11 protein-coding genes are annotated in these 12,652 nt (G+C 64.3%); 5 read left to right on the top strand and 6 right to left on the bottom strand.

Annotated features, from left to right (window positions below; genetic code table 11):
* The first annotated feature begins 53 nt into the window (after positions 1–53).
* Complete coding sequence (locus tag NYR97_RS12465) at positions 54–536, top strand: GAF domain-containing protein (RefSeq protein WP_006450459.1); 483 nt, start codon at positions 54–56, stop codon at positions 534–536.
* Positions 533–925, top strand: coding sequence for a TfoX/Sxy family protein (locus NYR97_RS12460; RefSeq protein ID WP_316693502.1), 393 nt, complete (start codon positions 533–535; stop codon positions 923–925). Before NYR97_RS12465 ends, NYR97_RS12460 begins: the two co-directional genes overlap by 4 nt.
* A gap of 116 nt (positions 926–1,041) precedes the next feature.
* Here the strand turns inward: NYR97_RS12460 and NYR97_RS12455 are convergent, their stop codons facing one another.
* The 4 genes from NYR97_RS12455 to dinB all read right to left on the bottom strand — a co-directional run bounded on the left by NYR97_RS12455 (position 1,042) and on the right by dinB (position 6,398).
* A complete protein-coding gene (locus tag NYR97_RS12455; protein ID WP_425613074.1) occupies positions 1,042–1,950 on the bottom strand; it encodes an alpha/beta hydrolase in 909 nt (302 codons plus the stop codon).
* 98 nt (positions 1,951–2,048) lie between these two features.
* Positions 2,049–4,292: a TonB-dependent siderophore receptor gene (locus tag NYR97_RS12450; protein WP_316693498.1), complete on the bottom strand. Its 2,244-nt coding sequence runs from the start codon at positions 4,290–4,292 to the stop codon at positions 2,049–2,051.
* Between the two features lie 205 nt (positions 4,293–4,497).
* On the bottom strand, positions 4,498–5,148 hold the full coding sequence (locus NYR97_RS12445) for a phosphoglycolate phosphatase (RefSeq protein ID WP_316693497.1): 651 nt from the start codon (positions 5,146–5,148) through the stop codon (positions 4,498–4,500).
* 161 nt (positions 5,149–5,309) lie between these two features.
* On the bottom strand, positions 5,310–6,398 hold the full coding sequence (dinB, locus tag NYR97_RS12440) for a DNA polymerase IV (protein WP_316693494.1): 1,089 nt from the start codon (positions 6,396–6,398) through the stop codon (positions 5,310–5,312).
* A 206-nt stretch (positions 6,399–6,604) separates the two neighbouring features.
* Between dinB and fabA the strand changes: the two genes are divergently transcribed.
* The 3 genes from fabA to NYR97_RS12425 all read left to right on the top strand — a co-directional run bounded on the left by fabA (position 6,605) and on the right by NYR97_RS12425 (position 9,110).
* Positions 6,605–7,120 carry a 3-hydroxyacyl-[acyl-carrier-protein] dehydratase FabA gene (gene fabA, locus NYR97_RS12435; protein WP_176341626.1) on the top strand — a complete coding sequence of 172 codons (516 nt, stop codon included), beginning with the start codon at positions 6,605–6,607 and terminating at the stop codon, positions 7,118–7,120.
* Positions 7,120–8,328, top strand: a complete 1,209-nt coding sequence (gene fabB / locus NYR97_RS12430; RefSeq protein ID WP_210762265.1) for a beta-ketoacyl-ACP synthase I — start codon at positions 7,120–7,122, stop codon at positions 8,326–8,328. The genes fabA and fabB overlap by 1 nt, the downstream gene beginning before the upstream one ends.
* Positions 8,329–8,654: 326 nt before the next feature.
* Positions 8,655–9,110: a GIY-YIG nuclease family protein gene (locus tag NYR97_RS12425; RefSeq protein ID WP_316693490.1), complete on the top strand. Its 456-nt coding sequence runs from the start codon at positions 8,655–8,657 to the stop codon at positions 9,108–9,110.
* Positions 9,111–9,275: 165 nt separating this feature from the next.
* On the opposite strand, the gene NYR97_RS12420 is transcribed toward NYR97_RS12425, so the two are convergent.
* On the bottom strand, positions 9,276–11,300 hold the full coding sequence (locus tag NYR97_RS12420; RefSeq protein ID WP_316693488.1) for a M3 family metallopeptidase: 2,025 nt from the start codon (positions 11,298–11,300) through the stop codon (positions 9,276–9,278).
* 115 nt (positions 11,301–11,415) lie between these two features.
* Positions 11,416–12,519, bottom strand: a complete 1,104-nt coding sequence (locus NYR97_RS12415) for a PLP-dependent cysteine synthase family protein (protein ID WP_316693486.1) — start codon at positions 12,517–12,519, stop codon at positions 11,416–11,418.
* Positions 12,520–12,652 lie beyond the last annotated feature (133 nt).

The raw sequence follows: 12,652 nt of genomic DNA, 5'->3' as shown, positions 1-12,652 counted from the left end.
ACGGAACGCTGAGTCGCAACGACCCTGCGGATGGCCGCTGCTAGACTTCGGCCATGTTCGCAACTTCTTCGCTGACCGGCAGCAAGCCGGAACAATACGCCCAGCTCACCGCCCAGGCCCAGGCACTGGTGCATGGCGAGCCGGATCGGATCGCCAACGCCGCCAACCTGGCTGCGCTGATCTTCAACGCGTTGCCGTCGCTCAACTGGGCCGGCTTCTATTTTTACGACGGCCGCGAGCTGGTGGTGGGGCCGTTTCAGGGCTTGCCGGCCTGCGTGCGCATCCCGCTGGACAAGGGCGTGTGCGGCGCGGCCGCCAGCACCCGGCAGAGCCAGCGCATTGCCGATGTGGATGCCTTCCCAGGGCATATCGCCTGCGATTCGGCCTCGCGCTCGGAGCTGGTGATCCCGCTGGTCAAGGGCGATGCGCTGATCGGCGTGCTGGATCTGGACAGCCCGGAGCTGGATCGCTTCGATGCCGACGATCAGCGCGGCCTGGAAGCCATTGCGCAGGTCTTTGTCGGCGCGCTGACGTGACCACCGAACGGCTGCGCAATATCGGCCCGAAGAGTGCAGCGTGGCTGCGTCAGGTCGGCCTGCGCACGCAGGAGGATCTGCAGGCGGTGGGCGCGGTGGGCGCGTTCGTCAAAGTGCGCCGCGCCGGCTTCAAGCCCAGCCTCAATCTGCTGTATTCGCTGGAGGGCGCGTTGACCGACTGCCATTGGCAGGAGGTGCCCGAAGCGCGTCGGCATGCCTTGCTGGCCGAGTACGAAGCGGCCAGCGCGTTGCTACCGGTGCGTGGACGCGCGGTGGGTGGGCCGGTGGAAACCGTGCATTACGCGCGCGCCGATAACGACGCTACGCATGGCGACATGCATGAGGCTGCCGATGACGATGCGGTAACAGGCCAGACGCACGACGATTGAGCGTCTGTGCCGCGTTGCAGTAGCTGTGTGCACGTGGCGATGGTGATGCGAGCGGCAGCGGCGTGATTGTTGATTTCTCGAGCGATCGATCTTCGATCGATTATTCGATGGAATCATCAACGCGTCGCTGCATCCCGTAAGGTTGGCGCAAGCGATGCACCCAGCGTCTGACCATGGCTAAGGCCGGGTAGCGGTTGGTATTCGGTGGTGAGGCCGGGTAACGACGACAACAGCGTGACGAGATTCTGTGCAGCGTGTGGGTCTGCACGCGGCCGCCCGGGGCGATCTGGTGCTGCATCTTGTCCCGGTGGCCTGCCCTCACCTGCCATCAGCGTCAAACGACGCTTCGATGGCTGCATGTCTGCAGAAGCTGCTTGTGCCTGATCCACCACGCGCCGCGCCTGCTGGACGATAAACCCATCGCCCCACCACAGCGATGGATCGACCGCGACGTAGTGTTGAAACAGCTGCGGCTGTGTCAACAACATCTGCAGCACGAACAGCCCGCCATACGAATGGCCCCATAGCGTTTGCCGCTGACGATCCAACGACACGCGCGCTTCCACCTGCGGGCGAATGCGTGTGGCGATCAGTTGCGCGAATGCGGCCGCGCCGCCGGTCCTGCGCTGCGGATTCAGCGGATCGGTTTCCACACGGCCATCGGTAAAACGCGCAGGCGTGTAATCCAGACTGCGCCCCACCGCATCGATGCGCAGCGCACTGTCGTCGGCGATGAACACCAGCACCGGTGCAGCGCCGTGCGTGGACAGGCTGTCGAGCAGGCGCTCATCCAGTTCCATCAATGCCGCATTGCCATCCAGCAGATACACCACCGGATATCCCGCAGCGGGCGGCGCTGCCCTGGGTGTGGCAATTCGTACGCGGTAATGGCGTTGAGCATCGGCCGAGTCCAGACGCAATTCGCTGAAGACATAGGAGGCGCTGGGACGATCGGCGACGGTGCTGCCGAGCGTGCGGGTCAGATCCGGCTGTGCGAACAGCGGCGTCATGCCGACGATCCACATCAGCACACCGGCGCACGCAAGCCGCCAACGATGATGTCGCATTACTGCACGCTCCCTTCATGCGCCGCGCACGTTTGTACGCGGCGCTACATCGCCATTTAGAAGCCGAAACTCAAGCTCGCCCAATACGCGCGCCCCGGCTCGTTGTAGGTGGCCGCACCCGCCGCACCGCCGGTGTTGTTGGTGCCTTCGCGGAACAGGCGCGTGTCGAACAGGTTGTCCACGCCCATTCCCACGCTGATCTTGCGGGTGATGCGGTAACGCGCACTGATGCCCCACAGATCGTAGGGGTCGCGCGCGTCGGGGGCGATGGCGCCGCCGCTGGTGCTCGATTGGGTGGCCGATTCCTGCTTGCCGTAGAAGGTGCCGGTGAGCAGCAGCGACAAGGCCTGGGTCGGTTGCCAATCCAGCGTGGTGTTGACCGTGTATTCGGGGATCACCGACAGCGGCTGATCGGTGGCGGTGTTCTTGTTCTCGATCATGTAGGTCACGTTGGTATTCCACTTCAGCACGCGGCCCTGCTCGCCCAGCAGCGGCAACGTGAGATTGCCTTCCACGCCCTGCACGATCGCTTCCGATGCGTTGGTCCACTGGAACACCTGCCCACGCCTGTCGACAGTGACGCCAACCGGCACCATGCCGGCAACGATCTTGTCGTCATAGGCGTTGTGGAAATAGGTCAGCGAGGCATGGTGACCGCTCTGCGGTGCCCACTCGATGCCGATCTCCTTGTTGATGCTGGTCTCCGGATCGAGGTTGTCGTTGCCCTGGATATAGCAGCCCGAGCCGAGATTGGGGAACAGCACTGGGCAGCCATTGCCGCGCGTGTAATACAGATAATTGGCGTTGGACTGGTACAGGTTTGGCGCCTTGAACGCGCGCGCGATGCCGCCCTTGAGCAGCCAGTCGTCGGTGAGTTTGTACTGCACGTTGAGGCTGGGGCTGAGGTTGTTGCCGAACTGGCTGTGGTGATCCAGTCGCAGGCCCGGCGTGAGCGTCAGCCGCTCGGTGGCATAGATGTTGTCTTCCAGATACACCGCGCTGAGCGTGGCTTCGCTGCGCGGGCTGCGTGCGCCTGCGGCAAGGCCGGGGAAGCCACCGCCGGCGGTGACGGCCTGCGACATCGAATAGGCATCGCTGAGGCGGCTCTGGCGGCGCTCGAAGCCCAGCGTCAGCACCTGCTCGGCCCAGGCCTGCAGCGGCATGTTGAATTCGCCATCGATGTTGAGGTTATCGAGCGTGGCGGTGGAGTTGAGCAGACCGGCGGCGATGGAGCCTTCCGGCCCGCCGGCCAGGCCTTCGTTGAGACGGGTGTTGTCGGTGCCTTCATAGGCAGCGGTGAGGCGCGAGGTGCCCAGCGCCCAGGTGCCGCGATGGGTCAGCGATGCGGTACGGCGGATCATGGTATTGGTTTCGCTGCCGAACAAGGCGCCCAGATCCGCGCCGGCCAGACCGTCGGCGCTGACCGCGCGATCGCCTGCGTACAGATTGCCCTGGCGGCTGAAGCCGGCATCGAGTTCGATGACCTGGCCTTCCATCGGATCCCAACGCAGCAAGCCGTTGATGTCCTTGTTGCGCACGCCCTCGCGCCCGGCCGGCGGCACTGCGGCAGCGTTGCTAGCGAAGCGGCGATTGAGATCCAGCGCATCCGGGTCGGTTTTGTTGAGGTTGCCGTAGAGACGGAACGAGAACGTATCGGACAGCGGGCCGCTGAGCTGGAATCCCGCGCGCTGGCCGCCACCTTCGGCACTGTGCTGCGGCACCAGGCCGAACACCGTCATCGAGCCGGTCAGATCGCCGGTGGGCTTCCTGGTGATGATGTTGACCACACCACCGGAGGCACCCGAGCCATAGCGTGCCGCAGCCGGGCCACGCAGCACTTCGATGCGCTCCACCGCTTCGGCCGGCACCCAGTTGGTGTCGCCACGCGTATTGCGCTCGCCGCTGCGGCCCATGCGCACCGCATCGCGCGATCCCACCGGCTTGCCATCGACCAGAATCAGCGTGTTTTCCGGGCCCATACCGCGCAGATCGATCTGGCGGTTGTTGCCGTACTGGCCAGAAGCACTGTTGCCGGTGAGATTGACGCCCGGCATGGTGCGCAGCAGCTGTGAGAGATCGTTGACCGGTGGGCGCCGCTCGATGTCTTCGGCCGTGATCACCGACGAACCCAATGCTTGCCGGGCGATCTGTGCGGCAGTGACGTGCACGGTGTCCAGCGATTGCGGATCGGCTGCGGCGTCTTCAGCAGATGCGCTGCAAATGTAGCTGCTACAACCGAGCGCAATGGCCAGCACCAGCTGACGGTTGGACAGCACGGGATGGTGTGCAGGCACAGACATCCATGACCGGCGTGATGCGGACATTCTCAAACCTCTCGACAGGAGATAGACCTCTGGCGACGGCTTGAGGTGACACGGTGGGGGTGATGCGTGCAACGTGCACTGGGTACGTGCAAGGCGCTACAACGCAGTCAAGATTGTCCGCACATTCTACACAGATGCGATTCATTCTCAAATCGCAGATCTGCGGCGACGCTGCTGCGCGCTACTTCAACGCAAGCAGTTCGCGCATGTCATCGACAATGGCCACCGCGCCGGATGTCTGTACATCGAAGCCGCGCAGATAGCCGTAACGCACCATCGCCAACGGCATTGCAGCGGCAGTTGCGGCGGCTGCATCGGTGGCCGAATCGCCCACCATCAGGCACTGCTGCGGGGTGTGCCGGAACTGCCTGGCCAGGTGCAGCAGCGGCGCCGGGTCGGGCTTGCGCTGCGGTAGCGAATCGCCGCCGAGCAGCGCGCTGAAATGCGCCGCGATGCCCAGATGCTCCAACAGCGGCGCGATAAAGCGCGACGGCTTGTTGGTACACAACGCCAGCGTGACGCCGGCCTCACGCAAGCCTGCAAGTGCCTCGGCAACGCCGGGATACACCTGTGGGTTGTGCAGCAGGCAGGCTTCGTAGTGACGCATCATCACCGGCATTTCGGTATCGGCATCGTGCGTGCCGCCGGCTTCGCGCAACGCGGTGGCGAGCAGCACGTGCACGCCTTCGCCGATCCAGCTGCGGATCGTCGCTTCGCTGAACTGCTGCAGCCCAAGCTCCTGCAAGGTGGCGTTGAGTGCTTCGGCGATATTCGGTGCGCTGTCCACCAGCGTGCCATCCAGGTCGAAAATCACCAGTGGATACGGATACATGCGGACTGCCTTGTGTGGAGGGAGCGAGGCGCAGTGTACGAAGTACAGGATTCACAGCGTGTCACTGTGGCGCGATGGGGAGTGTGGATGCATGCGTCGATGCAGTCATTGATGCATGCAGCACGCCAACGCCGCAGCACTGCAGGCACCGCGCATCGCACTCACTGCGCCTGCGGCACATCGCCGAACAACTCGCCCTGCACAGCACCCTCTTCCGCATCGCTGAAACCACTCAGTCCTACACCGACCAGGCGATAGCGCGTGTCGGCGGGCAACTCCACGCGCCGGGTCAGCGCCAATGCAATCTCTGCCAGTGCCTCCAGCGAGGCCGGTGGCAGCTCCGGCGTGTACGAGCGGGTCAGAATGCGAAAGTTCGAGGTCTTCAATTTCAGCACCACGGTGCGCCCGATACGCTCGGTGCGCCGCGTGGCGAGCCAGGTTTTTTCGGCCAGGCGCAGGATATGCGGATCCAGCGCCTCCAGCGCCTCCAGCGCGATATCTTCGCTGAAGGTGTCTTCCGAGGAGACCGATTGCACCTCCTGATCCGGTTCGACCGGGCGCTCGTCGATACCACGCGCGCGGCGATACAGGCTCTGCCCGAAGCTGCCGAAATGCGCCTGCAACTCCTCTAGCGGTCGCAGTCGCAAATCGGCCACGGTGACGATGCCCAACGCCGCCAGCTTGCCATCCATCACCTTGCCCACGCCAGGAATGCGGTTGACCGGCAGCGGCAGCAGGAACGCATCCACACGACTGGGCGCGATGACGAACTGTCCATCGGGCTTGCGCCAGTCCGAAGCGATCTTGGCCAGGAATTTGTTCGGCGCGATGCCCGCCGATGCAGTGAGCTGGGTTTCCTCGCGGATCTGGGTGCGGATCAGTTGCGCGATTTCGGTGGCCAGTTGCATGCCGGTCTTGGCTTGCGTGACATCCAGATAGGCTTCGTCCAGCGATAGCGGCTCGACCAGATCGGTATGCCGATGGAAGATCTCGCGCACCTGCCGCGACACCGCCTTGTAGCGCGCAAAATCCGGCGGCACGAACACCGCATCCGGACATAGACGTTCGGCACGCATCGCCGGCATGGCCGAACGAATACCGAAGGTACGCGCCTCGTAGGAGGCTGCGCACACCACCGAGCGCGCACCGCGCCACGCCACCACCACCGGCTTGCCGCGCAGCGATGGATCGTCACGTTGCTCCACGGACGCGTAGAACGCATCCATGTCCACATGCACGATCTTGCGCATCAAGCTGGCGTCTCTCCAAGTGCTGAATACACATGATAAATCAGCCGCGTCTCACGCCTTGATCCAGCCTGCACAGACCGCTTGCCGCACTGCGCAACCGGTTGAACACAGCACGCATGCGTACGGATAAAACGTTTGATTGAACCGCGCGCCCTCATGCACGCTTGCCGGCCTCGCCTTATCGCTTCTTGCAGGAAACGTTCGTCATGACTCGTCAAAGTGCGTACTCGCGTGACCAATTGCTGGCCAGCGCGCGTGGGGAATTGTTCGGCCCCGACAGTGCCCGCCTGCCCAACGACCCGATGCTGATGTTCGACCGCATCACCGAGATCAACGATACCGGCGGCGCACACGGCAAGGGCGTGATCCGCGCAGAACTCGATGTCCGCCCGGACCTGTGGTTCTTCGGCTGCCACTTCATCGGCGACCCGGTGATGCCCGGCTGCCTGGGCCTGGATGCGATGTGGCAGCTGACCGGCTTCTTCCTCACCTGGATCGGCGCGCCGGGTCGCGGCCGCGCGCTGGGTTGCGGAGAGGTCAAGTTCACCGGCCAGGTGCTGCCAAGCGCCACATTGGTAACGTACGAGATCGATATCAGCCGCGTGATCAACCGCAAGCTGGTGATGGCGCAGACCGATGCGCGCATGCTGGTGGACGGGCGCGAGATCTACACTGCCAAAGACCTGCGCGTAGGCATGTTCACTTCAACGGAGAATTTCTGATGCGCCGTGTCGTCGTCACCGGAATGGGCATCAATTCGTGTCTGGGCAATGATCTGGACACCGTCTCCACTGCACTGCGCGAGAGCCGCTCTGGCATCACCGCATTGCCCGATCACGCCGAAGCAGGCCTGCGCAGCCAGGTGGGCGGCGCGGTGGCGCTGGATCTGGACAGCCTGATCGACCGCAAGCTCAAGCGCTTCATGGGCGATGCCTCGGCGTACGCGTATCTGGCGATGCGCGATGCGATCGCCGATGCCGGACTGGATGCCGAACAGGTCAGCGCACTGCGTACAGGCGTGATTGCCGGCTCCGGTGGCGGATCCAGCCAATGGCAGGTGGAAACCGCCGATCTGCTGCGCAACCGTGGCGTGCGCAAGGTCGGCCCGTACATGGTGCCGCGCACGATGTGTTCCGCAGTGTCTGCATCGTTGGCCACCGCGTTCAAGATTCGCGGCCTGAGCTACTCGCTGTCTGCCGCGTGTGCGACCTCGGCGCATTGCATCGGCGCGGCTGCGGATCTGATCCGGCATGGCGCGCAGGATGTAATGTTCGCCGGCGGCGGCGAAGAATTGCACTGGACCATGAGCGTGATGTTCGATGCGATGGGCGCGTTGTCGACCGGCTTCAACGATCGCCCTGCGGTCGCCTCGCGCCCGTACGATGCGCAGCGCGATGGCTTCGTCATCGGTAGCGGCGGCGGCATGCTGGTGCTGGAAGACTACGACCACGCCATCGCACGCGGCGCACGCATCCATGCCGAACTGCTCGGTTATGGCGTGACCTCCGATGGCGCGGACATGGTCGCACCCAGCGGCGAAGGCGCGGTGCGCTGCATGCACATGGCCATGCAAGGCCTCAGCCAGCCGATCGATTATCTCAACACCCACGGCACCTCCACCCCACTGGGCGATGTCACCGAACTGGGCGCGGTGCGCGAGGTGTTCGGCGACAACGTGCCACCGCTGTCCTCGACCAAGGCGCTGTCCGGCCATTCGTTGGGCGCGGCCAGCGTGCACGAGGCGATCTACAGCCTGCTGATGCTGCGCGATGGTTTCATGGCCGGCTCGGCGCATATCGACGAGCTCGACCCGCGCGCGGAAGGCTTTCCGATCCTGCGACAGACCCAGGAGGCCACATTGAACACCGTGATGTCCAATAGCTTCGGTTTTGGCGGCACCAATGGCGCATTGGTGTTCGGCCGGGTGTGACGATTGATGGCGTGGCGGATGCAGAACAGGATGGCGTGACCTGTTCGGCATCGGCATTCGAGCGCAGCGAACGGTGTGTCGCTACTGATTGACGCTTGTCGCGCGGCATGGCCTCCGATGAGTGGCCGCCAGCTTGCCCTGCCCGTGGCGGCCACCAGTTCGACGTGGTTTGATCACAAGCGACCGGCACATCGATCGTGTCCCTACCTACAAACTGCACTCGTCACATGATCGCGTTCTCTTTGGTAACCTGCGAACACCATGCCAGTATCTTGATCGACGCACTCGGGCTGGCCGGTGGCGCATAGCGTAGGGAGGTAGCGAAGATGGCTGACACGCGCTCTCCGGTGAGATCGGAATTCGCGGCGCTTGAGCATGCCGACTGGGATAGCTTGTTTCATGGCCCATCGGTGGTTTACCTGCTGGCGCATGCGCGGCGGGAGGCGTTTTACATCGACGTGGCAAGTGGTCTGGGCGCAATCAGCGACACCCGCCGGCGCATCATCGCGAAGCAGGAAGCCAGCTTGCCCAGGGAGCGCGTGATGCCGCTGCTGCTGGTGTGGTTCGAGGCCTGCACCGATCTGGCAGCTGCCAAGGCCCGCGCCACGCAACTTCGCGCCTGGCCGCATGCCTGGCGGCGGCAGTTGGTGGAGACGCTCAACCCTGCCTGGATCGACCTGGATGCCTATGCCCTGGGATTTCCTGGCGCACTGGCCCAGGTGGGCGAACGCCATGCACAGTGCCGCGACTTGCAGAATCCTGAGGATGTAGAAGGCACCTGAGCGAGCGGGTGCCTGGTCCTTCAGCACGATGGGACCCGCTCGAACTCAAGGACACACGATGTCCGATGCAGTGTTTCCGCCAGCCTTTTGCGCGCGCCGATGCACCGCAGCCGGATGCGGTGCGCAGCTGACGACGCTTTGGCGACACAACGTAAACGCCTGCGATCAGCCCGCCATGCCGTTATGCCGCAGCAATGCATCGATGCTCGGCGCACGTCCACGAAAGGCGCGGAAGTTGTCGGCCGCGCTGCGGCTGCCGCCACGCGACAGCACTTCATGCCGGAAACGTGCTCCAGTGTCGGCGACCTGTTCGGGCGCTTCTTCGAAGGCGGCGTAGGCGTCTGCACTGAGCACTTCGGCCCATTTGTAGCTGTAGTATCCAGCCGCGTAGCCACCGGCGAAGATATGGCTGAACTGGTGCGGGAAGCGATTCCATGCCGGCGGGCGATTGACCGCCACTTCGTCGCGCACGCGCTCGATCAGGTGCAGCACGCTGTCCTGCACCGGGTCGAAGCTGCTATGCAGCTGCATGTCGAACAACGCAAATTCCAGCTGCCGCACGGTGAACATGCCGCTCTGGAAATTGCGTGCGGCCAATAGCCGATCGAACAGATTGCGTGGCAGCGGTTCGCCGGTGCGCACATGCGCGGTCATCGCCTGCACGCGCTCCCATTCCCAGCAGAAGTTCTCCATGAACTGACTCGGCAGTTCCACCGCGTCCCATTCCACGCCGTTGATGCCGGCCACACCCAGCTCGCCGATACGCGTGAGCAACTGGTGCAGGCCGTGGCCCATTTCATGGAACAGCGTGGTGACTTCGCCATGTCGGAACGTGGCCGGCGTATCGCCACTGCCGCGGCCGAAGTTGCACACCAGATACACCAGCGGGGTCTGCACGCCGTTGGCGGTGTCGCGGCGATTGCGGCAATCGTCCATCCATGCACCGCCGCGCTTGCCTTCGCGTGCGTACAGATCCAGATAGAACTGCCCGACCAGCTCGCCCTGCGCATCTTGCAACCGATAGAAACGCACATCCTCATGCCAGACCGGCGCGCTATCGGGCTTGACGGTGAGTCCATACAGGCTGTGGATCACATCGAACAGGCCGGCCAGCACTTTCGGCTCGGTGAAATACTGTTTCACTTCCTGCTCGGAGAAGCTGTAGCGCGCCTGCTTGAGCTTTTCGCTGACGTAGGCCAGGTCCCAGGCCTGCAGTTCGTCCAGGCCAAGTTCGTCGCGCGCAAAGGCTTCGAGCTCGGCGCGGTCGCGTTGCGCATACGGCTTGGCGCGCACGGCCAGATCGCGCAGAAAGCCCATCACTTCATCCGGGCTTTCCGCCATCTTGGTGGCAACGGAATACTCAGCATAACTTGCAAATCCAAGCAGCCGCGCCAGCTCGGCGCGCAGGGCGAGAATGCGGTTGATATTGGCGCTGTTATCCAGCGCTGCATCGCCGAACTCGGAGGCGCGCTCGGCATTGGCGCGATACAGGCGCGCGCGCAACTCGCGATTGTCCGCATCGGTCTGCACCGGCAGGTAGCACGGCATCTGCAAGGTGAGCTTCCATCCCGGCACCCCGTCTTTTTCCGCAGCAGCGCGCGCGGCGGCGATCACTTCGGCTGGCAGGCCGGACAGCTCGTTTTCGTCTTCAGTCACGTACGCCCATGCATCGGTGGCATCGAGCACGTTTTGCGAAAACTTGGCCGCCAGCGCGGACAACTCTTCCTGCACTTGCGCAAAGCGCGCCTTGGACGCGTCATCCAGCTCGGCGCCACCGAGGCGGAAATCACGTAGCGCATTTTCCAAGACCTTGCGGCGGGCGGCGTCGTAGTGCGCCGCTTCCGGCGATTCCGAAAGCGCCTTGTACTGCGCATACAGCGCCAGGTTCTGCGCCAGCGCGCTGCCGAAGCGGCTGAGCTTGGGCAGATTGCCGTTGTAGGCCTCGCGCAGTTCCGGCGTGTTCACCACCGCCTGCAGATGGCCCACCTGCCCCCAGGCGCGCCACAGCCGCTCGGTGGCATCGTCCAGCGGCACCACGAAGCTGTCCCAGCTGACCGGGCTGACCTGCTCGGCCGCTTTCACCGCGGCCTCGGCGTCGGCCAGCAGGCGATCGATTGCCGGACCCACGTGTTCGGGGCGGATCGCATCGAAGGACGGCAGTCCGGACAGGTCGAGCAGCGGGTTGGTCATGGGGCGCTCCGGCGGTGGACTGGATGACGGGTGACTGGATCAAGAATCAACACGTGTGGCTAGCAAAACGTCGTGAGGCGCAGCAGTGTTGATGGCAGCTCCAAGGATATGGCGGTCATTCCAGCGCCGCACAAGGCAACGTGGGCAAGTCGCCGCCGTTGACAGCGACGGCAATGGCCGCATCGCTGTCGGTAACGTCGATGTCGCGCGCCGCGTACCAGGCCGGGTCGTAATAGCTGTGCGCGTAGCGCTCGCCGGCATCACACAGGATGGTGACGATGGAGCCGCTACGGCCTGCCTCGCGCATGCGCTGGGCGGCCTGCAGCACGCCGACGAAGTTGGTGCCGGTGGAACCACCGACGCGGCGGCCGAGCGTGGCGCTGACATGGCGCATCGCCGCCAGGCTCAGGGCGTCGGGCACCTTGATCATCATGTCCACGCAGCTGGCGATGAAGCTGGACTCCACCCGCGGGCGGCCGATGCCCTCTATACGCGAACCGCCCGTGATGGCCAGCTCCTTGGGGCACTGCCCGTCCACCGCGCGGCAATAACCGTCGAAGAACACCGACACTTCCGGGTCCACGCACAGGATGCGGGTGGCGTGGCGCCGATAGCGCACGTAACGGCCAAGCGTGGCGCTGGTGCCGCCGGTGCCGGGGCTGCACACGATCCACTCGGGAATCGGATGCGGTTCGTCGGCCAGCTGCTTGAAGATCGACTCGGCGATGTTGTTGTTGGCGCGCCAGTCGGTGGCGCGCTCGGCGTAGGTGAACTGGTCCATGAAGTGCCCGCCGGTCTCGCGCGCAAGCTCGTGCGAGGCGCTGTCCAGATCGCAGGCACGCTCGACCAGATGGCAGCGGCCGCCCTGGAATTGAATCGCGGCGATCTTTTCGGGCGAGGTCGAGGCCGGCATCACCGCGATGAAGGGCACACCCAGCAAGCGTGCGAAATACGCTTCGGAAATCGCCGTCGAGCCACTGGAGGCCTCGATCACCGGCCGCCCCGCACGCAGCCAGCCGTTGGTCAGCGCGTACAGGAACAGCGAGCGCGCCAGCCGATGCTTGAGGCTGCCGGTGGGGTGGCTGGACTCGTCCTTGAAATACAGGTCGATACCCGGATAGCCCGGCAGGTCCATCGGAATCAGGTGGGTGTCGGCCGAACGGTTGAAATCGGCTTCGATCTTCTGGATGGCGGCGGCCACCCACTGGCGCTGCGACATGGCAGGACTGTGCGACGAAGGAAGCCCCAATTCTACCGCTGCCAGGCGCGCGGCCACGGCCGGCGGGTCATCGGGCGGACAGCTGGGAGCCGATGCTATGCTCATCGCACCTGTTCGCCTGCCCTGACCGCCT

Origin of the sequence: Xanthomonas hydrangeae, from assembly GCF_032697525.1 — a bacterium.
In the GTDB taxonomy this organism is placed as follows: Bacteria; Pseudomonadota; Gammaproteobacteria; order Xanthomonadales; family Xanthomonadaceae; genus Xanthomonas; species Xanthomonas hydrangeae.
Note: the sequence above shows the minus strand (reverse complement) of the source record. Positions and strands in the feature narration are given on the sequence as shown.

Bases quoted from the DNA above. Each gene is read 5' to 3' on its own strand.
- NYR97_RS12455 (WP_425613074.1), bottom strand. From the start codon at position 1,950: ATGTGGATCGTCGGCATGACGCCGCTGTTCGCACAGCCGGATCTGACC.
- fabB (WP_210762265.1), top strand. From the start codon at position 7,120: ATGCGCCGTGTCGTCGTCACCGGAATGGGCATCAATTCGTGTCTGGGC.
- NYR97_RS12465 (WP_006450459.1), top strand. From the start codon at position 54: ATGTTCGCAACTTCTTCGCTGACCGGCAGCAAGCCGGAACAATACGCC.
- NYR97_RS12420 (WP_316693488.1), bottom strand. From the start codon at position 11,300: ATGACCAACCCGCTGCTCGACCTGTCCGGACTGCCGTCCTTCGATGCG.
- dinB (WP_316693494.1), bottom strand. From the start codon at position 6,398: ATGCGCAAGATCGTGCATGTGGACATGGATGCGTTCTACGCGTCCGTG.
- NYR97_RS12445 (WP_316693497.1), bottom strand. From the start codon at position 5,148: ATGTATCCGTATCCACTGGTGATTTTCGACCTGGATGGCACGCTGGTG.
- NYR97_RS12415 (WP_316693486.1), bottom strand. From the start codon at position 12,519: ATGTCGCAGCGCCAGTGGGTGGCCGCCGCCATCCAGAAGATCGAAGCC.
- NYR97_RS12450 (WP_316693498.1), bottom strand. From the start codon at position 4,292: ATGTCTGTGCCTGCACACCATCCCGTGCTGTCCAACCGTCAGCTGGTG.
- fabA (WP_176341626.1), top strand. From the start codon at position 6,605: ATGACTCGTCAAAGTGCGTACTCGCGTGACCAATTGCTGGCCAGCGCG.
- NYR97_RS12425 (WP_316693490.1), top strand. From the start codon at position 8,655: ATGGCTGACACGCGCTCTCCGGTGAGATCGGAATTCGCGGCGCTTGAG.